The organism is Thauera aminoaromatica (genome assembly GCF_000021765.1).
Lineage (GTDB): Bacteria > Pseudomonadota > Gammaproteobacteria > Burkholderiales > Rhodocyclaceae > Thauera > Thauera aminoaromatica.
In genome coordinates this window covers 380,564-400,801 of sequence record NC_011662.2, presented here as the reverse complement: position 1 = coordinate 400,801, position 20,238 = coordinate 380,564, and the positions used below count along the sequence as shown (strand labels likewise).

The window sequence follows — 20,238 nt, the reverse complement described above, 5'->3', positions numbered from 1 at the left end:
CCGGCCTTGTTCAATACCGGGCCTCGCTTCTAGGGAATGAAGAAATATGCGGGTTCTTCGATGTGGAGGGTAGCACCAGCGCTGTACCCGACGCGTAGCCGACCACCTAGGCAAGGTTGTGGCCGGCCCTCAGGTTAACTGTTGTTGGCATCCCGTTTGCCTCTCTTGGCTCGCGCGCGCGGGGCGGCGTCAGTGTCGCTGTCGAATCCAAAGGATTTCTGCACGGGTTGGCCACCCGATGCCAGGAATGACGGGGCGACTTGATCCTTTGCGCGCTGTGCGAGGGTGATGAACTGCGCGAGGGTCTCCATGAGCCTACGTTCGCGTGCCGTGTGTTGAGGCTCCTGTTGAGGTTTCGGTTCATTTTCGGTCGATTCACCCGCCAGGCGAAACTGACCTACGGCCCCAGGAACGATTTCGATTCCCAGGGTGCGTGGGAGCATCTTGGGCAGCTCCAAGAACACGTCCAGGCCGTCGAACGTTTCTGCCATCCATTCGAACTCGGCCCAGCAGATGTCAGCGCCCGAGATGTCCAGCCAACTGAACTCGGGGCGCAGCAGCCGTTCGGCACCCTTTGCCGCCTTCAGCCAGCCTTTGTCCCACGCACGCGGGCCGGTCAGCGCGGCCATGGCACCGAACCAAGCGGCAGCCATGGGCGCAAACCCATGCGCGCGCTGCAGCAGGAAAACGTGCGACGTGCCCCGGCCCACCTGGAACGCGGCGGCAGCCAGAAGCAAACTGTCGAATGCTGGTGCCGGCGTGCTTCGGGATGACTGCGCCCGTTGGAGAATGTCCGAAGCGATCCGGTTGAACGCACCGACGCGTTCCTCAATCGAGTCGCTGGATAACCCTGGAATCTCGTTGAACATCGGCGACGACGCCAAGACAGCACCTTTTCGGTCGTAGGCCCCGTAGTAGGCGCCTGCCGCATCCAGCACGTAACTGGCTGCTTCGGACGGGGAAAGGTGCTCCTCGATACGGGCGCTGGCGATGGCCCACACAGGAAGCAGTTGTTCGATGCCCACTGGTCTGCGCGCAAAGCGCCGGTCACTTTCCAACAGGCGGAGCCTGTTGGTGCAGGCATGGGTGGCCTCGTTGCTCCCCCAGATGAGGGCTGCACGTGCAATCGGGGTGGTGAAGCAGCCGGAGAACCGGGATAAGGGCAGATTCTGCAGGCTGGTTTCGCTCTCCATCTGGGACAGCGCTTCGCCTACGGCGATGGAAGACCAGCGGTCGGGCCTTTGCTCGCTAGTGCCCATGACGTTACGCCGCATCTCAAACTGGCGCCAGTCGCTGGCTAGCGCAACGCGGCCATACAGGCTGAGGGGCGACGCTTCGTCGGCAAAGGTTCGGAGCCAGGAAAATGTTTCCGTAGCCGTGTCGTCAGGAACGACGATCAACGCCGGTACTTCGTAGCGCCCCCCGCCTCGCACATCCCGATAGCCGACAGCCAACTTGGCCCCGCGTAGGCTCAGGTCGGACTGAATGCGGTCGAGATCCGGCAGCTGATGCTCTCCCAGCAGTACGTCGAGCAAGTCCTCACGGTCGATGGTTGCCCAGCGGATTTCATCGTGCCTCATGATTTGTCACCAGGGAAAAGGTCGTCCAGCTCCATGTGCTGGGGTTGCGCAAACGCATTTTCCAGCGGTTGATTCGTGTCCCCGGTGCGGTACGCGTTGAGGGCCGTCTTGGCACGAGTGATGGCCGTGAAGCCCAGACGGCGGCGGTTCAGTGGGTAGCTGGCCAGCTCTTCGACTGCGAACAGGTGAACCGCACGGAACTCGGTGCCCTTCGAAGCGTGAATAGTAAGCACATGGATGGGCTTGTTGTCAGAAAAACTAGAGTCGTCATCCACGCCGTGTACGCAGACCTGCTTCGAGAGCTTGGTCTTGTTAAAACGGATGCGCAGATCTTCGAGGGTTTCGCGCTTGCCGCAGAAGATACCGATGGTGTCGTCCTTGAAGGCATCGAGCTGAATCTCGATTTTCTCGAGCATTTTCTCGAACTGCTCGTCGCGGTTCGCACATGGATTCATGTGTGCGCTCGATTCGCCCTGTGCTTTCAGGTCGTAATTGGACATCGCTTCCAGGCTGTCCGCCGGATTCTCAGGTGGCATGAGCCTGTCTGCGACCTTGGCGATCCTCTGGCCGATACGGAAGTGTCGCTTCAACGTGTGCGGTTGCAAGGCAAGTTTCTCGACGGCCGACAATCCATTTTTGTCATAAATTCCCTGCCGCGCGTCGCCACAGATGGCGACGTTGTCGCTTAGAGACAAAAGAACTTCGAGTTCATCCGCGGTAAGATCTTGTGCTTCGTCGACGAAGATGGCGCTGAAAAGCTGTTTTGTAGGCAGCTTGGCATTGGCCTCGCGCAGCATTTCAAGAATTGCTGGTCGTGTGGCGTCATCGAAGTCAGCGCCTTTTGGAACCGCACGTTGCCCGAGATTTTCGAGAATGTGCGATGAAGCCCATGAGTGGTAGGTTCTGACTTGATTCGGGGAAATCAATCCGCTTGCGCCGATCCCGGAGCGGATGAAATTGGCAAGTGCCTTGGTGTAGGTAACGATCAAGACATTCTTTTCACCCATACCGGCAATGAATTGCGCACGTAGCAGCAAGAGATTTGTTTTTCCGGAACCCGGCGGTCCGACCAGGGAGTAGCGACCATGGGCTGGCAATTGAATGAAGGCCTTCTGATCTTCATCAAGTTCGTTTTTCGAACGCCACCAACTTCTGTTCATCATTGGTTATCTCCCAGTTGCAGCGATTGACTTTCCTGTGTGTCTTGAAGGTTCAGTCCATGAAGGCTGGCGGAGTTCTCCCCGCCTTCAATCCGGTCAAGGGCACGGCCAACCAAGTTCGCCAGCTCATTGGTTACAAGGGTTGCGGCCTCATCTTCGGCTTCCTGAATCACCGCAACGCCCACAGGCCTGTATTCAATAGCAGGTGCCTCATCGTCACGGCCAGCGGACAGAAATTGCGCACCAACGCGCAAATTCGCACTTCGCTCATAGAGGCCAGCCTGCCAGTCGAATCCAAGGTGGCAACTGATGGACAACTGCTTGTCCACGGCCAATTCGTATCTGACGTCCATCGGCGCACCGGGTGATGGTGGCTTCATGGTCAACGGCAACTGTGCACCACAGATGTGGATCAGTTCTGCGCGGATTCGATCGGAGAATCGCTTCATGAATTCCGCCCTCTCGAATTCGAGTCGTGCGGCAGAGGATTCCCCTGCCCCACGCCGGTTTGTGATCGCCCCTTTGGCGAGCCTTCCTCGCAAGGCGCTGACTGGATCGCTTGCGCCTTCGAGTACGAAATCTTCCCAACCCACGACCGCGAGCCGAGTATCAAGGTCTTTGATCAGACAGCGAGATGACAAGGCCTTGAGGGCCAGCAATCGGTTCGGGATGGGGTCTGCGAAAGAAGGCTGCTTGGCGAGTACCGCTCTGGCAACCAGCCATCGATTCCCGAGCGACATCTCATGCTTGAACAGCGGCTCCTTCTTGATCAAATCGTGCAGCACCGCGCCAATCTGGTAGATGTTGAGACCACGCCAGAGCTTGGCGGTCGGCTCATCAAGGCGAAACAGGTATTCGGGGGAACTGTACTGCGCGGTTGCCAGGAAGGGACGCTGGTTGCCGTGATCGGTCACACAGGCGTCGCTAGCATCCGGCGAGTCGAATTCACGAACGACACCGAGATCAAGCAGCTTGAGATACTTGAAATCAGGAGAAACGTGAATATTCTCAGGCTTGATGTCTCGATGAACGATATTCAGCGAATCGAGGAAACGAACGGCTTCGACGAGTTGGGATATGAGTGGCACAATTGCGCTATCTGGTACTTCGCCGAGCTTGTTAGTTAACTGTGGCCACTCGATGTATTCCATTTCGACGAAGGCGGTGCCCTCCGTCTCTACGACTTGATAGGTCTGAACCAGTGATGTGCAGCCGTGCCCAATCAGTCGCTTTTGAACATCCAGGCGATGCCTTTCGGCATCACCACCAGCGCCTGAGAAGAAACGTGGATTGAATGCTTTGAGCGCACTCGAATTGCCATTGCGAACTACTCGATAGACCGCTGCCGATCCTCCAGCAGCAAGAAAGTCAAGGTGTTCGTATCCGCCAGTTGCGTTCAGGAACCGACGGACACGAGTGGTCAGGTCTTCAATGATTTCGCTTGCTAAATCGGGCATATTTTCCTCCGGGGGTCAACAATACCAGCGTATTAAGACCCTGCACTGAACTATGCATATAGATTGCGTTGCTGCATGCCAGTGGCGTCCTGCACGACGGGCCGTAGCATAACCGTGCCGAGCGGCCGCTGTAGAGCATTCTGCGCCCACCTGCCATGAGGTAACCGACTGTCCGTTCAGGCCGAACAAGGGACCGTCGTCGCAAAAATTTTGGCACAGCACCGATGGCACTGAGACACAGGAAGCTCTCGCAGGGATCTCCACGTTATCCACGAAATCTGTGGATGAACGAACGAGGACGGTCCTGTACGGTCCCGGCACAAGAAGGCGACCAACTCGATGGGGGATTATTGCGTTCCGGTCTCCGCGTGCAGCAGTTTCAAGGCATCGAGAATGGGGTGCCCGCCGGCCTTCCACTCAACCACCATTCGGCAAACGCCGCGAGATTCTTGTGCGTCGAATGCACCTGCTCCAACTCAGCACCACGATTTGGTGACCCGTTCGGCTCCCGCAGCACCAGAGCCGCATGAATCTGCGGCGGGATCCCCCGCATGTAAGGCAGGTAGTCATCCACGAAAGCCACCGACTGCAGTTCGCGCAGGGCGGCCGCCTTGGGACTCTCCGCCGACTGTGCATTCGCAGTTGCGATCACGCGCTCGATCGGGAAACCCAGGCCGCGGAGGTTGCGAAGCCGGGCCGTTTCGAACTGCATTTCCATGGCCGTGACGCAGACGAGATCGTAACCAGCCTCCACCAGCTCACGGCACGCTTCCAACGCGCCCGCCATGGCAGGGATCGACGACCAGAACTCGGCATCGAAGCACTTTCGAAAGGTCTCAAGCTCGTCGCCAGTCAAGCGCCGCACGTCCCAACGATCCATCGGCCAGTACGCCGCCGGATCGCGCAATGCGGGCCGACGACCGAAGGCCTTGGCCCAAGCATCCGCATAGGCGTGATGGTAATCAACGAGAACGCCGTCAGCGTCCAGAGCAATGATCGGTCTCATGGTGTTCCGCTGGATGATTGGCGTGAGTCGGGCATAAGGATCCCCCCGCCCCTGCCCTCGTTCAAGTTTCCGAATTCAGGGATTCAGCTTGCCGAGGCGTTCGGCCAGTCGCGATCTGAAGCGCGCCACCCGTGCTTCCTGCGGTGACGGGCGCCTCCCAACATACAGCCGGTTCCCGTCCAACTCGACGGTCACATTCGTAGGATCGCCCCCGAGCCTCCGCAACAGTGGAGGCCGAATGATGACCAGCCCGCCAGGGCGAATCCTCAGGACTGCCCGCATCGATTTCTTCTCACTTTGCCTAATACCGTGACGCATAGAGCCTCCCTTCCACGCAGGTCGCAAAACACCCATAAGACATATCCCCTTCACCCCTCCGCAATCACGTGATCAACGCCCCTCGATGTTCCGCCAGACCGATCCGCGCCTCGAGGCCGGAGGTGAAGCGCAGGTAGTCGGCTTCGATACCGTCACTGAAGATGACGCCCTCTTCGGGCATCAGCGAGCGCAAGCTCAGTTCCCGGTCGGCTTCGATGGCGCCGAACACCAGTCCGGCCTGCGTCGCGATGCTCGGGAAGGGCTCACGCACGGCGAAGAGCAGCCGGTCGGTGTCCCACGGCAGCGGACGGTACTCCACCGCGGGCGCGACATCCACGCCGAGCCCGGCAGCGATGGCGCGCGCGCCGGTGATAATGCTCTTCATCCATGCGGTCGAACCGAGCCCGGTCGACACGATAAGCCCGCTGGACGAGTGCGTTTCGCGTCGCTCGCCGAGACCGATCTCGTAACGCGCCGAGGTGTGGCTGCGCGGACCGATGAAGAAATCGTTCACCGCCCGCAGCACCTGCCCGTCCGACAGACTCGCCCGGGCCATCGTCACCGCGCGCGCGGCGCGGCGATCGGCGGCGACCTCCTTGAGCACCCTGCCGAGGTCACCGGGTGCAAAAGGCAGCAGGAGTCCGTCGTAGCGGCCCCCCGAGTTCGACAGTTACGCTCGCAAGTCCTTGTTTCTGCTGGAGCGCACTTTCAAAAATGCCACTACAACAGCGCCAGCTGCTCCGGCGCCGTCGGTTTTCCTATTCCTAAGGCATGAAGCACCTCGTTCTGCTCCGTGCTGATCGTCGACACCCCGGCGACCGGCTCGCCGCCGTTCAGGCGCACGCGGTGATGCTGGATGCGCTGCAGTTGTTCGAGCGCCCGCTCGGGCGTGTAGCCCGCGTCGGCGGCCTTGAGCCGGCGACGCATGACCCGATGCAGGATCAGCGCCATGAAGCAGATCGACGCATGCGCGCGGATCCGCTCGGGCAGGCGGTGATACACGGGGCCGATCTCGATCTCGGACTTGAGCACCTTGAAGCCGCGCTCGATGTCGGCGAGCGACTTGTAGCGCTGAATCACGTTCTGCGCGGAGAGCCCCTCGGCGTTGGTGACCAGCAGCAGCTTGCCGTCCATCATCTCGGCCAGGCGCCGGGCCTTGTCGTCGATGTCGTAGCTGAAGAGCTCCTCGGCCAGATCCACCTTGATGATGCGCGACAGGTGCGCTTCGCTCACCACATGGTAGAAGCGCGCCTTCGCGCCGCTGTCCGAGAGCTTGCGACCGCGATACTTGACGCCTTCGTCCTGGTCGGTGAGCTTGCCCGTCCATTGCTCGGCCTGACGCAACAGCGCATCGATGCGCGCGTTGCGCTGCTGCGTCTTGTCGGCGGCGGCGAGCGGATCGTGCGCGACCACCAGCCGCAGCGCGTTCCAGGCGCGCTCCGAGATGACTTCCTGGGTCGCGCCGACGCATTGCTGTTCGTGGAAGGGTTCGAGCAGGTCGATGAACTCGTTGTAACGCCGACCCGGCACCGCGACGATGAATTCGAGCGGCTTGCCGCTGGCCAGACGCACGGACTTCAGGGCCTCGAGGTTATCCAGGCTGAGCAGACCCCGGTCGGCGACCAGCACCAGGCGCTGCACCGCAGGGAAGCGCTCGAGCACTTTGGTGAGCGTGGGCAGCAAGGTCCTGGTTTCGGCCGCGTTGCCATCGAACACCTCATGGTAGATCGGCAGCCCTTCGGCGGTCTGCACCACGCCGAGCATGAACTGACGGGCGATCAGCCCCTCCTTGGCCATGCCGAACTGGCGCACATCGCCCGTCATCTGGCTGAGCCCTTCGCTGCGAATCGTGGTGAGGTCGTAGAACACCACCGACAAGTCCTGATCGATCAGTGGCCGCAGCAGCCCGGCGACCACCGCATCGACCTCGTCCTGGTGATCCATGAGCGCATCGAGGCTGCGCAGCAACTGCTGGTGCGTCACCGCCTTCGGCCTGAAGTCGGGCAGCGCCACCGTGTGCACCCAGCGCAGCACGCCGAGCTTGGATTCGGGGTCGCACAGACGGTTGAGCACCATCAGGCGAATCAGGGCCTCCACGTCCGTGGTGTGGCGGGTGCGGCTAAACACCCGACGCAGCCCCGAGAAGCCCAGCGAGTTCCACAGCTCGGTCAGCGCCCACACGTCACCGAGTGCCCGCGCGGATTCGAACGACACCGTCGGCGCCGGCGGCTTCGCACCCATCGGCTCGCGGCCGGTGATCTTCAGCAGCCCGTTGATCACCGCGTCAAGCGAACCATCGACCTGCTCGGCACGCCCGAGCGTGGCGACGGTGCGCTTCTTCACTCGCCCGGCCTCGTCGCGATAGGACTCGACGAGTTGGACGTAGCGGCGACCTCCGGAGGTGGTGAGCTTCACGTGCATGCCGCCACTCTATCCGCCTACAAAGCAGCGTCAAGTTTGAGGGTGACTGTTACAAACGTGCCACCACAGCGCTTTTGCGGTCGTGGCCCTCAAACCCGCGCCGGTGCTGGAGGCGCCTCCGGAAATGGGGCGAAATTCGGGGTGAACTGTCGAACTCGGGCGGCCCGGATCGGGATTGACACCCACGAGCGGCTGGCCCGCGAGGTACTTCATCGTGTTCGCCACCAACCCGTCCTGCCCAAGCGCCACGACGATATCGTCGGGCCCGAAGAGGAAGTTGGGTAGGAACTGGCGATCCATCACCTGGCGGCGCGGGAACTCGGCGACCGCCTGCATGACCCTGTCGCGCGCAGCGCGGTAGGTGTCGAATTCGCGCTGATAGTCCGCGAAGTCGGCGCCGAGGTGCTCGAGGTAAAAACGCGCCTGGGCCGCCGAGTTGAAGCGAGCGATCAGTTCCTCGAGGCGCGTCCTGCGCGTGACGACGACGATCTTGCGGTCGAGCGTGACGGACATGGCCGATGCTCCCCGCTCACTGCCCGCGGCCGCCCGCGCCCACAAGCGACTGCAGCAGTTCGGGGGACATGTTGAGTTGGCCGATGCGCTCGGCCTTCTCGGCGATGCCGCCGAAGGCGAGCGCGATCAGCTGCGCCGGCGCCATGCCGGTCGAGGCGAGCGCCTGAACGATCTTCGGATCGGCACTGCCAATCGCCTTCATCACCGCCCCCACGCGGAAGGCCTCCGCTTCGGCAGCCGTGCGGGTGTTCTCGGCCTCGAGCCCGACGAATTCCTGGCGCCGGCCCTCCAGCGCAATGCGTGCCTCCAGCTCCGCCGCCTGCAACTCGGCTTCCTTCTCGCGAATCGACGCTTCCGCCGCCATGCGGGTCTCGCGGATCGTGCGCTGCTTGAGTTCCACCGCGACCTCGGTATCGAGCTCGCTCTCGCGGATCGCCCGTTCGTTCTCGACGGCGGCGTTGCGCCGCGCGTAGATCGCGTCATCGGCGGCCTTGAGGATCGTTTCCCGCACCTCGGCCTCGAGCGCCCGCGCCGTCTCCGCCTTGGGCCGCACCGCCGTCACCGAGCAGGAGAGAATCTCGAGGCCGAGCCCGACGATGTCGCCGCGCACCGCGAGCGCCGCCTGCACTTCCGCCGCGATCGCCTCGGCGCCCTGCAGGCACGTGCGCAACGGGCGGCGACTGACGGCCTGCTGCACCAGCACCTCGACCGCGCCTTCGACTCGCGTGCGCAAGTTCTCGGGGTCCTCGGCAGCATAACCGCACCCGTCGGCGGCGAGGGTGAAGTTGAGCATCCCGGCGATCCTCTTGGGATCGGCGATGCGGTAGGCGAGGCTGCCCTGCACCGTCACGCTCTGAAAATCGGCCGTGGTCTGCTCGAAGATGAAGGGCAGCACCTGGCTGCCGACCGGCACCGCCACGAGCGAGCTCGTCGGCGCGTAGTAGAAGAAGGATTGACCCGCGCCCTCCCGCACGATCTGGCCACCGCGCACCTGCATGAGGTAGGTCGTGGGATCGGCCTTGATGAATCGGATTCCGAACATGATGCCCTCCTTTCCGCGCTCTGCGAATTAGGTGTCTCTGTGCCACTAATTTAAGTGGCACAGGACCACCTGTCAAGCGCTAAAATAACTTCAACCGCCTACCGGAGTGTTCGCCGTGCCCCGAAAGCCCCTCTCGCCCGCGGAATCCACGCCCTTCCCGCGCCCCCTGAGCACGGTGGATGTGATCATCCTCACCTTGCTCGACGATGCGCTGCAGGTCCTGCTCGTCCAGCGCGACAGTGCCCCTGACGAGCCCTTTCCGGGGCAGTGGGCGCTGCCCGGCGGCATCGTGGACACGGCACGGGATCTCAGCCTCGAAGACTGCGCGCGGCGCAAGCTCAAGGAGAAGACGGGGGTGGATGCGCCCTATCTGGAACAGATTGGCAGTTGGGGGGACGCGAGCCGGGATCCGCGCGGGTGGTCGACCACCCACGTCTATCTCGCCCTGTTGCCCGCCGCATCCCTTCACCCGACTCGGGGCGGCAACGTCTCTGACGTGGCATGGTTCCCGGTCCATGGCGGTGGCTCGAACCCGGTCGCGCCACCTCTCGCCTTCGACCACGATCGCCTGCTCGCGGCCGGAATCGCCCGGCTGCGCGGCAAGGCGGAATACACCTCACTGCCGATCTATCTCTTGCCGCCGACCTTCACGCTGAGCGAGCTGCAGCAGGTCTTCCAGGCGGTGCTGGGCCGACCATTGGAGAAAAAGGCGTTTCGCACGCGCATTCTCGCGGCGGGACTCGTCGAGGAACTCGATGCGATGAGGGAGACGAGTCGACGACCAGCACGGCTGTACCGACGCAGGGCGGGCCAGGGGTTGCATTACTTTCCGCGGGCGCTTGAACCGCATTCCGTCGCGTCGGCCGCGGATTAGTGCGGTGGCACGGGTGTTATCGCGTCAGCGTGGGGAACGGATCCATCCGCATGGCCGGGCTTGTCGGCACTTGTGGATTGCACAATCCAAAGCCCCAGCCCGCCAGGCAACCATCACGTCCCGTCGCTTGGCAAACCCGTTTCTCCGACGCCATGCCCCGTGACAGCGTGTGGCCAATCCCCTTCAGTCGCTGCCGCCGACAATCCACCGCATGATCGCCGCATCCACCACCGAGTCGATCACCATCTGCTCGCGCAGGCACAGGGACTTGATGTTGTCGGCGCACTTGCGCGCCAGCGTCGTGGAGTCATCCTCGCCCCTCCCGAACACGTGCCCGCGGAACAGCAAACCCTGCAGGATCCAGTTCACGTTCTGGCGATTGATGGGTCGCCCTTGCGCCCGGATCCTGTCGCGCACGCGCTTGCCCGTCTCGGCGAGGTCGAACGGCTGCGCCGCCAAGTCCTCGGCGAGCATTCGGAACAGGTTCTGGTAGTCGGCCGGAGACCACAGCGGAGCGTTGGTCACATCATGGATCTGGGATGCGATCGGCAGGAGATCGGCATCCTTGCCCCAGTCCGGCATGGCGCTGCCGTTCGTCTTTGCCCCATTGGGCGCGGTCAGGCGATGTCGTGCAGGATCGTACATGCGCCCTCCGGCACCCGCCCAATCCACCTTGATCGGCGCAAGGTTGAGGCCTTCCACCATCTTGCGGAAGGATCCCAGGCCGTTCCAGTCCTTGGCGATTGCGCCATGCCTGGACGTGATGAGCTGGGCGATGCGTGCGCATGGCACCGGTTGCGCTGACGCCTCCACCTCCGTCCGGATGAGCCGGGTCACGTCGTTCACTTCGTCCTCGACCTTCACCTTCCTGGCTGCGGGCTCGGGTTTCGCGTGACGGGCCGGATCGAAGATGACCCCACCGCCTTCCCAGCTCACCACCAGCGGCGCGAAACGGGCCTCATCGACAAGCTGCCGAAAGCTCCCGAAGCCCGCCCAACTGGTCGCGTCAACACCTTCGACGTCCCTGAGAATGGTCGAGGCGAGATGGGAAAGGGAAACCGGCCCGACGGACTCCTCAACTTTGCGCCGAATGAGCTCGCGCGCAGCGCGCACGATGTCCGCCGTCGCAAGGGCTGGTGCGGCCACCGGCGCCGGCTCCGACGCTCCGGATTCCTCTTCCCGGAACCCAAGCGCATCGCGGACGAAGAGATCCTGATCGATCAGCAGGTCGGCGGAAGCCCGGTAGGCCGCCGACGGGAATCCGATCGCAAGGACGGTGGTGCGCCGGTCCCAGCGACGAAGCTTGCGCAGGACGGGCGTGAAGTCCGCGTCCGCCGAGAACACGATGAATTCGTCGTAATGCGCTTCGTGCTGCAGCAGATCGATGATGTCGAGCACCATGTGGATGTCGGTGCTCGTCTTGCCCTCGCTCGTGAGCGACGGGCAGTCGATGATCTCGAAGCCCGCGAGGTTGAACGAGGGGCGAAATCGCTGATAAACCTGCGGATTGAGGTAGCAGCGCCGCACCAGAACGCGACGCCGGGCACTTTCGGGGGAGTGCTCGGGAAGACCCAGGGACGCCACCAGCCACTGCATCCAGCGCTGCGGCTTCTGCGCAAACTGGTCGGCCATTGCCGGATCGAGCTTGCGCAGTCCGGAATAGACATTATCGAAATCAACGAAGAGTGCGCTTTTCAACCCTATCCCCTCGGCCTGGATGGATCGGCGAGCATATCAAAAATGCATGTTGCACGAGCGTCACGAACGATGCACCTACCCCGAGGCGGTCAGGACGAGCTCCGACGCGGCGAAGCGTGACTGCACGGCAAGCGCCATCAACCCGAACAGCATCGCAGCAACCGCGGTCAGCAGCCCGACAACCTGACCCGGCGCTCTAAGGCTGTTCCGATCCAGCCCAACCGCGTTCATTCATCACCTCCCGTCGCTGCAAATGCCGGTTGCCTGGCACCCACCGATCGACAAAGCCCCGACCGCTCGACGCCGCAAGGCGCGACTCCGAAGTCGTCTGCCAGCAGCACCGTGTCAGCCGCAGCGCCTCCCGCGTCAAGGGTGCGGCTCACCGCCCGCTGAAAGGCGGTCGCCACCAGTTCGCCGAGGTCCCGCCCGGAATACCCTTCAGTGCGGGAGGCCAGCGTAGCGACATCCAGCTCCTCTGCCACGGGACGGCCAGTAAGGAGCACGCGCAGCAATTCGGCACGCCCGGCCTCGTCGGGAATGCCGATCTCGATCTGCTTCGCGAATCGCGAACGCACCGCTGCGTCGATCACGTCGAGCCGGTTCGTCGCCGCCACCACGAAGACAAGGCCGGAGCACGCGCGAACGCCGTCCATCTCCTGCAGGAGTTGGGTGAGCGCCTCGGCCTGGAGCGCATCGCCCGCCTCGCTGCCGCGGGCCGCGGTAAGCGCGTCGAGCTCGTCGATGAAAAGGATCGCGGGCGAGTTCGCACGGGCACTCTCGAAGCTTTGCGCGATGCGGCTTGCCGCCTGACCCAGATACTGGCCCTTGAGCTCTGCCGTCGAGCGGGCGATGAAGGCCACGCCCGCCTCCTTGGCGAGAGTGCGCGCGATCTGCGTCTTGCCCGTTCCCGGCGGGCCGTAGAGCAGGAGAGCGCGCGGAACCGGGATACCCTTCTGCTGCAGCGCCCCGGACTCCCGCACCATCTCCGTCATCACCTCGAACTCGCGCTTGACCGGTTCAGGCAGGACGAGACGCTCCCAGCAGGCGTTCTCGTCGGTGCGCGTGGAAGTCTTGCCCCGCATCTTCGCCACCGCCTCCCGGAAGTGCTCCACCGCCGGCTCGGCGGGCGCAGCAAGACGCATCGCTTGGCGGAGTGCATTCCTCACCTCCCGCCCGCTCATGCCCGAAAACAGGGCGATCGCCTCATCTGACGGCGGCGACGCGATGCCTACGACCCGCGCCACCGCAAGCACCAGCTCGCGCCGCGTCTCACCCTGCGGGGGCAGCAGCTCCACCACGTCGGTGAAGCGGCTCACGATGGCGTCGTCGAGAAGTTCGGAACGATTGGTCGCGCCGATCACAAGCACGCGATGCTCGCCGCCGATGCCGTCCCACTCGGTGAGAAAGGTCTGTACCACCTCGTTGGTGAAGGTGTCCGCCTGATCGGAGCCGCGCGCGGGAAAGGCGCCCTCGCACTCGTCGATGAAGACAATCGCCGGCGCCGCCTCGCGCGCCCGCGCCCACAGCTCTCTCACGTTACCGGCCGATTCGCCTATGTGCCTCCCCTTGAGCTCGGCCACCGAGCACTTGAAGAACGTGGCTTCGACGCAGTCACCGAACGCCTGCGCCACCAGCGACTTGCCCGTACCCGGTGGCCCCTTCAGGAGGATTCCGCGAGGGGCTGCAGCGTCGCCGTAGGCGAAGTGCACGAGCCCTGCGAGCAGCGTCTCCCTGACATCTGCGGGCAGCGCAATGTCTGCCCAACGGGCGGCAAGCGCGTCGCGGCGCAAGCACCCCGACTCGAGCGCCTGTCGGGCCTCATTGCGCTCGAGGATCCTTTCGCGCAGCGCGTCGAAACGGGCGACCAAGGCATCGAAGCGGGCATCGACCGGCATGCCGGCCGGGACGAGCGGCGCACTGCCCTCGACCTGAATCCGCCAGCCGACTGTGCCCCGTGTAATCCAGGCGATACTGTCCGCCAGCGTGTCACAGAGGAGGATGGCGCAGCCTCCGGGCAACGGCTCGTCGATGTTCGAAAAACTCATCTCGCCCAGTTCCGGCGCCGCATCGGGGTAGTCGAACAGCAACTCGAACCGGTAGGGAAACGCCTGGCTGTCGTCACGCCCCGCGAAGCGCATCAGCTTCGTCTCGAGCCGGTCCTGCACGCCCGTCAGCCGATACCTGCGCAGGGCAACCATGCCGCCGAGGGTCGCGGCGACGGCAACGACAAGCCCCGACAGCATGCTGCCGATCATTTCCCATGCCAGGATCCATAGGACGAGCGCACATCCGAGGATGAGGAATGCGGGGAGCTCGAGCGGCGCGAGACCCAGTTTCCGACGCAAGGCTGTCAGGCCCGGGTACAGCGCGCCCCAGCGTAGCGTCGCCCTGAGTTCCTGTTCGATCGCACGCAGCTCGGGACCGATCGACGCAAATGCAGCATCGAGTGCGCGGTCACGTCGGGCGTGCTCTGCGTCGAGATGGACAATGAGTCGCTCCACACGATCAGGGACGCCGCTGTCGACAGGTCGTCGGGCAGTTTCGGCCGCTGCCGCGGCATTCCGGGCATTCATCCGTCAACCTCCGCGCTACGGCTGCTGCACACTCACGTTGGCCCGCCTCGCCTTCAGGATCTCCCGCACTCCCTTGTAGAGCTGAAAGGGTCCCACGACCCACCCCAGCGCCGCGGACGCCCCGGCATGCGACGCGAGCGCAACCCACCGCATCAGCCCGAAGGGGTATTGGTCACCCGGAGAGAACACCTTTGACAGCGCGCTCCAGCCGAATGGGAAAAAGGCCGCCATGAGGCAAATCGCAAGCTTCTCGAGGACACCAAGCTGGGCATTGATGACCAACGAGAGGGCCGTAAAAAAGAGCGCGAGGCTCCCGGCCAGGCGCAGGCTGAAATGCCGGATCACGCGCTGGTTATGTTGGACAAGGCAGCGCCCACAGAGAAGTCGCTCGTCACTTGCCCGGCAGTCGGGGCACAGGGCGAGGCCGCAGTCGGCGCAGACGCCGACGGCATCGTGGGCGGGGTGATGGGCGCACTTCATGGTGTCGGTTCCTCTGTCATGGAAAGTGAATCGGCGCACGACAACTGCATCGAGCGTCGCCGTCCGGATTGTGACGTAAAAGCGGCTGACGCAAAAGCTGCAGAGCCCGACCATGCCAGCCATGGATCAGGACAAGGCCGCGCCGTACTGCTTGGCGTTGAGGCGCGCGCTCGCCGCGAACGTGCGCCGCCTGCGCTCGGCCCGTGGCTGGTCCCAAGAAGTCCTGGCCTTCGAATCGGGACTGCACCGCACCTTCGTGGCCCACGTGGAGCGGGCTGCCCGCAACATCTCGCTCGACAACATCGCCCGACTGGCCGTCGCTCTCGAGGTCACTGCGCCGGACCTGCTCCAGGTGCCACCACGGGATGCCGAGATCGTCAATCCGGCTGCGTGAGGGCATCCGCAACTGTTGCCTCGTCGGATGCAGAAGGGCAGGCGCTTGGCAGTCGAAGTGGCCAGCAGCTCCACGTCGTGGACGATCCCGAGGCGATTCCGGTCAGCTCCTCCGGGATCACCACCCAGCCCGATGAGCGGAGGGCATGCGATCATCCGGCTTGCGGCGCCCCTCGAGGAAGAATCAGGCCACGCAACGCGCCCCCGAAATTCACCAGATCAGGAAATGCATGCAGCGCCACTTCGGCATGAAGATCCGCGTCGATGCGGACATCAGGCCCGGCTTGCCACATGCGGTGCCGGTGATGCCCGCCTACACGTCCGCCATCAGCCAGTTGCCGCACCTGATCCGAGAAGACGACCGGGCGGAGTTCGGTGGCACGGGCTATGCAGATGAGACGCCCAAGCGCCTGCCAAGCACAGTGCGGGCGTGGCATGCAGCACATTCAGCCAAATGTAAAGACTGGCCGGACAAACACCTTTGCCGATACACTTTGTCACATGACGTTGGTGATCCTTCCCATGCTCGCTGCCTGATCCAGGGCGCATCCACCTAAGGGACGGAAACCGCCCCAGGCAACACCCCCCGCGAGGAACGCCGCTTTGAACGATCCGGCCCCATTCCGGAAGAAGCCCTTGAATCCGCTTCTGAAAATGGCAGCTGTAGCTGGCGTGCAGACAGCCATCAGACTGCACATCCGCCGCGGTGACGATCTGGATGCCGTCGAGGAGAACGGTCGAACGCCGCTCATGCTTGCCGCAGTCCGGGGGCACGCCGACGTCTGCAAACTGCTTCTCGACGCGGGAGCAGACCCGCTTCTCACCGATCACGAAGGGCGAGATGCCGTCGGTCTTGCCTTGGCAGCAGGGAAGACCGGAGTTGTGGAAGTTCTAATGCAGTTCCGAGTCGAAACCGCGGACGGTTCCGCGGTATGCCCTCCACCTACGGGCAGGCCGGTTTCCGCAGCTGGCTCATCACCCGAGTCGGGCGCGACGACAGAGGATGAATTCAGTCCAAATGGCTGGGAGGCGGAAGAAGAGTCGCTCACACCACCCGATGACACTCGACGCACAAGTTCAGCAAGGACCATTCAGCAGGCGATCTCCTCGCATGCACCAACGAGCACCGACGAGGACTGGTCAGATATCGAAATCGATCTTCCCGAGGTCCGCACTGGCCCCGCGGGAGGAAGGCGTTTTGATGACGAGGATCTCGCACGTCTCCGCCTTCTGCTCATGCAGGGCCTGTCAGTCGGGTTCGTGAACCGCTCGGATATCGTCGAAGCGTGCGCCGATGCAACAGAATCACATGAGGCCGACCTTGAGGAGCGTATCGAGCGGCTGATTGGCGACCTGGGGCTCCACATTGAGGACGTTTCGCCTTCCTTTGGTCTTGATGAACACGGCGCTGCCGAGTCGGAGGACGCTTGTGAGGATGCCCTCGAGTATCTCCGCGACATCTGTTCTGGCGACAACGATCCGTTGAAACTGTATATCCGGGAGGTGGGGCCCCATCAGGCACTCACACGTGAGGATGAAGCCTTCATCGCACGCGCGATGGAGGAGGGAGTATCGCAAGCGATACGTACAATTGCCTCATGCAAGGCAGCACTCGACCAGATTATCGACGCTGGAGATGCGGTCTGCCGCGGGGAGGCAGATGCCGGATCAATGTTTGATCGGGCCGCAGGCAATCCAGAGGACGAACCGCACGAATCCGCCTTTGGACTGTCATCCACCATGCAGGATGACGAACAGGATCAAGCATCCGACGATGCAGGTCGCCAGCAGATGCAACTCCAGCCAGAACTCGGTGCAGCACTGGCCGATTTGCGCAGGCTTGTGTACTCGCTTCCCGCCAGTACCGAAGTCCCTGTCGCCGCTCAGGGGCGGATTGTCTCCCTACTGAATGCCCTTGGACTGAACTTCGATTTCCTGGAAGCAGTGTGCAACACGCTCCTCGCTTCGCCCGATCATCGGGACATCGGAGCCGCGGTCGCTGTCGCCCTGAATTCCGCTCTGGATCACAGAAATCGAATGATCAAGTCGAACCTTAGACTGGTCATTTCGATTGCAAAGAAGTACACACATACGGGCTTCCCGTTCCTCGATCTGATCCAGGAAGGCAACTTGGGCCTCATGAAGGCGGTCGAGAAATTCGACTATCGTCGCGGCTTCAAGTTTTCGACTTACGCAACCTGGTGGATCAGGCAGGCCATCACGCGCGGCATTGCCGATCAGCAACGCCTTGTCCGGGTTCCCGTCCATATGGTCGAATCAATCAACAAGGTGTCGCGCGTCCTTCGCGAACTCGAGGGACGGGCGCCTCGAAAAACCTCCGCCTCGCCCGCCCTTGGTAAAATTACGACGTCCTGAACCCCGCAGCCTGCACCGATGAAACCGCGTAGCGCCATCAAGACCGACCTGTTCGCCGACGAGCATCACCGCAAGAAGATCGATTCGCTGGGCGACCCGCTGATCGACATCGAGTCGCACATCGACTTTGCGGCGCTGGCCGCCGAGGTCGATCGGGTCGCACCGCGCACGGTCAGCGCGCAAGGCGGCCGTCCGCCTTACCCGACGGAGACGATGGTTCGGATCCTGGTGCTCAAGCGCCTGTACAACCTGTCGGACGAGCAGATGGAGTACCAGCTGCTCGACCGCATGAGCTACAAACGCTTCTGCGGGCTCGCGAACGCAGCCAATATTCCGGACCGCACCACGGTGTGGACCTTCGAGAACCGGATCGGTGAGCTTGGCGCGAAGGCGCTCTTCGAGGGCGTCTCGGCGCAGCTGCTCAAACGGGGCTTCATCGCGCGTGGCGGGCAGATCATCGACGCCACCTTGGTGCCTGCCCCCAAGCAGCACAACAGCCGAGGGGAGAAGGCGCTGATCGACCAAGGCGCGATGCCTGCCGACTGGAAGCCGGCCAAGCGCCGGCAGAAGGACACCGACGCCACCTGGACGAAGAAACACGGCAAGAGCCACTTCGGCTACAAGCTGTCGATCAACGTCGACAAGAAGTACAAATTCATCCGCACGCTCGAGACCGACACGGCCAGCACGCACGACAGCCAGCACTTCGACAACGTCTTCGACACGAGCAACACGAGCCGCGACGTCTATGCCGATCGCGGCTATCCGTCCGAGGAGCGGGCGGCCTGGTTGAAGGCGAACGGCTTTCGGAATCAAATCCAGCGCAAGGGACAACGCAACAAGCCGCTGTCCGAATGCCAGCAGCGGCGGAACACGCGCATCGCGCGGACGCGAGCGCGGGTGGAACACCCGTTCGCGGCCATCGCGCAAATGGGCGGCAAGTTGATCCGAACCATCGGCCAGGCGCGGGCGAGCTTCGCGATGACGATGATGGCAGCCTGCTACAACCTGAAGCGGCTGACGTATTTCCAGAAGGCCGGAATCGTGGCCTTCTGACGCCCGAAATGGGCCGAATCGCCGCTGCCCGAGGCGATTCGGAGCAAAAACGGGGACGCGCCGCCGGGTGAGGCAGCGTGGTGCCGAGGAAGTCGAGCGGAATTCCGTCGTGATCATCGTTGCACGGCAGGATTTACTGAAAACCTCGGGTTATTCGAGGTGCCCCTTTGACGGTGAAGAAAAAGGTCGAGATCGGATTGCGGACGAGGTACTCCTTGATGTCCAGACGCTTCTGCGCGTAGTCCTCTGCGGGTGATGGAAAACCTGCGGAAACAGGCGTCGGCCCGGTCGGGATGAATATCGCCGGAGAGTCGAGCGCTGCCAAGAGGAACTCTTCGTTGATAGGGGAGGGACTCACGAACATCATTCTTTCTTGTTCTCGGGTGCCAGTGTAGGCACGTCTTCCGGGCCAGCAGCTTCAGATGGCCAGGGCGATCGGTAGGTCGCTCCAGGAGGTGGTGTAAGCGGGAGCTGTACTGCAATCGGTCAAAGGTGCGTGACGGACGCCCCGTGTCGGTCATCTATCGATGCCTCATCGGCGCGCGTGTTTCGTAAGCGTCCGCCCACTGCCGTCTTCCCCCCGGGATAGCTGTCGCTGACGATCGCCCCAAGGAGGGGGCACCCAAATTTGTGCCCACAATTGCATTCATGGACACAAATTTGGACCAACGCCGGCATCGCGGCCTGCGCGGGCCATACCGCCGCCATTCGATCGATTTCAAGCGCGCAGTCGTCGAACTTCGCTGACCGCGTGGTAGAAGCGCGCGTTGGCGCCGCTGTCCGAGTACCGCGCCCGCGGAGATTCACACCTTCGCCCTGCTCGGTGAGCTAGCCCGACCATTGGTTTGCCTGGCGGATCAGCTCATCGAGACGCGCATTGCGCTGATCCGCCTTGGTGGCCGAAGCCATTGGATCGTGCGCGACCACCAACCGCGGCGCGCTCCAGGGGTGCTCCGCGATCACTTCCTGCGTGGGCGGTGGTGTCGTTGGTCGTGGAAGGGTTAGAGCAACTCGACGAACTCGCTGTAGCCCCGGCCCGGCGCCGCGTCGATGAATTCGAGCGGCTTGTCGCTGGCTAGGCGCACGGCCTTCAACGCCTCGAGGTGTGTCCAGGCTGAGCAGCCAGCGGTCGGCGTCCAGCATCAGGCGCTGCGCCGATAGGAAGCGCTCGAGCACCTCTTGTTGAGCGTGGGCAACAGGGGGGTTCTCATCCATCAGGTGCTGACGCACTCGGGGCTGCTACCGACTGGGTGTCACTGACCGCCACACGTGCTGGACCGTGTTGAAGACG

At 63.0% G+C, this 20,238-nt stretch carries 17 protein-coding genes and 2 pseudogenes; 5 read left to right on the top strand and 14 right to left on the bottom strand.

All coding sequences use genetic code 11. From position 1 onward, the window contains the following. Nucleotides 1-134: 134 nt before the first annotated feature. From TMZ1T_RS01660 to TMZ1T_RS01620, 8 genes are all read right to left on the bottom strand, one after another. On the bottom strand, nt 135-1,580 hold the full coding sequence (locus TMZ1T_RS01660) for a hypothetical protein (protein ID WP_012584399.1): 1,446 nt from the start codon (nt 1,578-1,580) through the stop codon (nt 135-137). After that, complete coding sequence (locus tag TMZ1T_RS01655) at nt 1,577-2,743, bottom strand: ATP-binding domain-containing protein (protein ID WP_012584398.1); 1,167 nt, start codon at nt 2,741-2,743, stop codon at nt 1,577-1,579. The genes TMZ1T_RS01660 and TMZ1T_RS01655 overlap by 4 nt, the downstream gene beginning before the upstream one ends. Then, nucleotides 2,740-4,197, bottom strand: coding sequence for a protein kinase domain-containing protein (locus tag TMZ1T_RS20400; protein WP_012584397.1), 1,458 nt, complete (start codon nt 4,195-4,197; stop codon nt 2,740-2,742). Before TMZ1T_RS20400 ends, TMZ1T_RS01655 begins: the two co-directional genes overlap by 4 nt. Before the next feature lie 379 nt (nt 4,198-4,576). Further along, on the bottom strand, nt 4,577-5,203 hold the full coding sequence (locus TMZ1T_RS01640; RefSeq protein WP_012584396.1) for an HAD family hydrolase: 627 nt from the start codon (nt 5,201-5,203) through the stop codon (nt 4,577-4,579). 382 nt (nt 5,204-5,585) lie between these two features. Continuing rightward, complete coding sequence (locus tag TMZ1T_RS01635) at nt 5,586-6,125, bottom strand: diacylglycerol kinase catalytic domain-containing protein (protein ID WP_049766891.1); 540 nt, start codon at nt 6,123-6,125, stop codon at nt 5,586-5,588. A gap of 116 nt (nt 6,126-6,241) precedes the next feature. Then, a complete protein-coding gene (locus TMZ1T_RS01630; RefSeq protein WP_012584395.1) occupies nt 6,242-7,942 on the bottom strand; it encodes an IS1634 family transposase in 1,701 nt (566 codons plus the stop codon). Between the two features lie 30 nt (nt 7,943-7,972). After that, nucleotides 7,973-8,455, bottom strand: coding sequence for a beta/alpha barrel domain-containing protein (locus TMZ1T_RS01625; protein ID WP_187283019.1), 483 nt, complete (start codon nt 8,453-8,455; stop codon nt 7,973-7,975). A gap of 16 nt (nt 8,456-8,471) precedes the next feature. Further along, the gene (locus tag TMZ1T_RS01620) at nt 8,472-9,497 is read right to left on the bottom strand and encodes an SPFH domain-containing protein (RefSeq protein WP_012584394.1); all 1,026 of its coding nucleotides are present in this window, start codon (nt 9,495-9,497) and stop codon (nt 8,472-8,474) included. A 175-nt stretch (nt 9,498-9,672) separates the two neighbouring features. Between TMZ1T_RS01620 and TMZ1T_RS01615 the strand changes: the two genes are divergently transcribed. Continuing rightward, nucleotides 9,673-10,371: an NUDIX hydrolase gene (locus TMZ1T_RS01615; protein ID WP_222702381.1), complete on the top strand. Its 699-nt coding sequence runs from the start codon at nt 9,673-9,675 to the stop codon at nt 10,369-10,371. A 183-nt stretch (nt 10,372-10,554) separates the two neighbouring features. On the opposite strand, the gene TMZ1T_RS01610 is transcribed toward TMZ1T_RS01615, so the two are convergent. The 4 genes from TMZ1T_RS01610 to TMZ1T_RS01600 all read right to left on the bottom strand — a co-directional run bounded on the left by TMZ1T_RS01610 (nt 10,555) and on the right by TMZ1T_RS01600 (nt 15,245). Then, a complete protein-coding gene (locus TMZ1T_RS01610; protein ID WP_012584392.1) occupies nt 10,555-12,069 on the bottom strand; it encodes an NYN domain-containing protein in 1,515 nt (504 codons plus the stop codon). Nucleotides 12,070-12,144: 75 nt separating this feature from the next. After that, nucleotides 12,145-12,300 carry a hypothetical protein gene (locus TMZ1T_RS21265; protein ID WP_012584391.1) on the bottom strand — a complete coding sequence of 52 codons (156 nt, stop codon included), beginning with the start codon at nt 12,298-12,300 and terminating at the stop codon, nt 12,145-12,147. Further along, nucleotides 12,297-14,642 (bottom strand): AAA family ATPase, encoded by a 2,346-nt coding sequence (locus TMZ1T_RS20205; protein ID WP_012584390.1) that lies wholly within the window; start codon nt 14,640-14,642, stop codon nt 12,297-12,299. The genes TMZ1T_RS21265 and TMZ1T_RS20205 overlap by 4 nt, the downstream gene beginning before the upstream one ends. Before the next feature lie 15 nt (nt 14,643-14,657). Beyond that, a complete protein-coding gene (locus TMZ1T_RS01600; protein WP_041589595.1) occupies nt 14,658-15,245 on the bottom strand; it encodes a hypothetical protein in 588 nt (195 codons plus the stop codon). On the opposite strand from TMZ1T_RS01600, the gene TMZ1T_RS01595 reads away from it, so the two are divergent. The 4 genes and pseudogenes from TMZ1T_RS01595 (at nt 15,244) to TMZ1T_RS01585 (ending at nt 18,947) form a co-directional block, all read left to right on the top strand. Continuing rightward, entirely contained in the window at nt 15,244-15,516 is a 273-nt protein-coding gene (locus TMZ1T_RS01595; RefSeq protein WP_049766889.1) for a helix-turn-helix domain-containing protein, read from the top strand. The genes TMZ1T_RS01600 and TMZ1T_RS01595 overlap by 2 nt on opposite strands. A gap of 169 nt (nt 15,517-15,685) precedes the next feature. Continuing rightward, nucleotides 15,686-15,925: pseudogene (locus tag TMZ1T_RS21475) on the top strand (IS5/IS1182 family transposase); the annotation flags it as partial. Nucleotides 15,926-16,151: 226 nt separating this feature from the next. Then, the gene (locus tag TMZ1T_RS20200; protein ID WP_187283018.1) at nt 16,152-17,891 is read left to right on the top strand and encodes a sigma-70 family RNA polymerase sigma factor; all 1,740 of its coding nucleotides are present in this window, start codon (nt 16,152-16,154) and stop codon (nt 17,889-17,891) included. An 18-nt stretch (nt 17,892-17,909) separates the two neighbouring features. Then, complete coding sequence (locus TMZ1T_RS01585) at nt 17,910-18,947, top strand: IS5-like element ISAzo41 family transposase (RefSeq protein WP_012584386.1); 1,038 nt, start codon at nt 17,910-17,912, stop codon at nt 18,945-18,947. Nucleotides 18,948-19,080: 133 nt separating this feature from the next. On the opposite strand, the gene TMZ1T_RS01580 is transcribed toward TMZ1T_RS01585, so the two are convergent. Together TMZ1T_RS01580 and TMZ1T_RS20980 are read right to left on the bottom strand one after the other, a co-directional pair. Next, nucleotides 19,081-19,314, bottom strand: coding sequence for a S24/S26 family peptidase (locus TMZ1T_RS01580; protein WP_012584385.1), 234 nt, complete (start codon nt 19,312-19,314; stop codon nt 19,081-19,083). A gap of 357 nt (nt 19,315-19,671) precedes the next feature. Next, nucleotides 19,672-20,146 (bottom strand): annotated as a pseudogene (locus TMZ1T_RS20980) (IS1634 family transposase); the annotation flags it as partial. Nucleotides 20,147-20,238 lie beyond the last annotated feature (92 nt).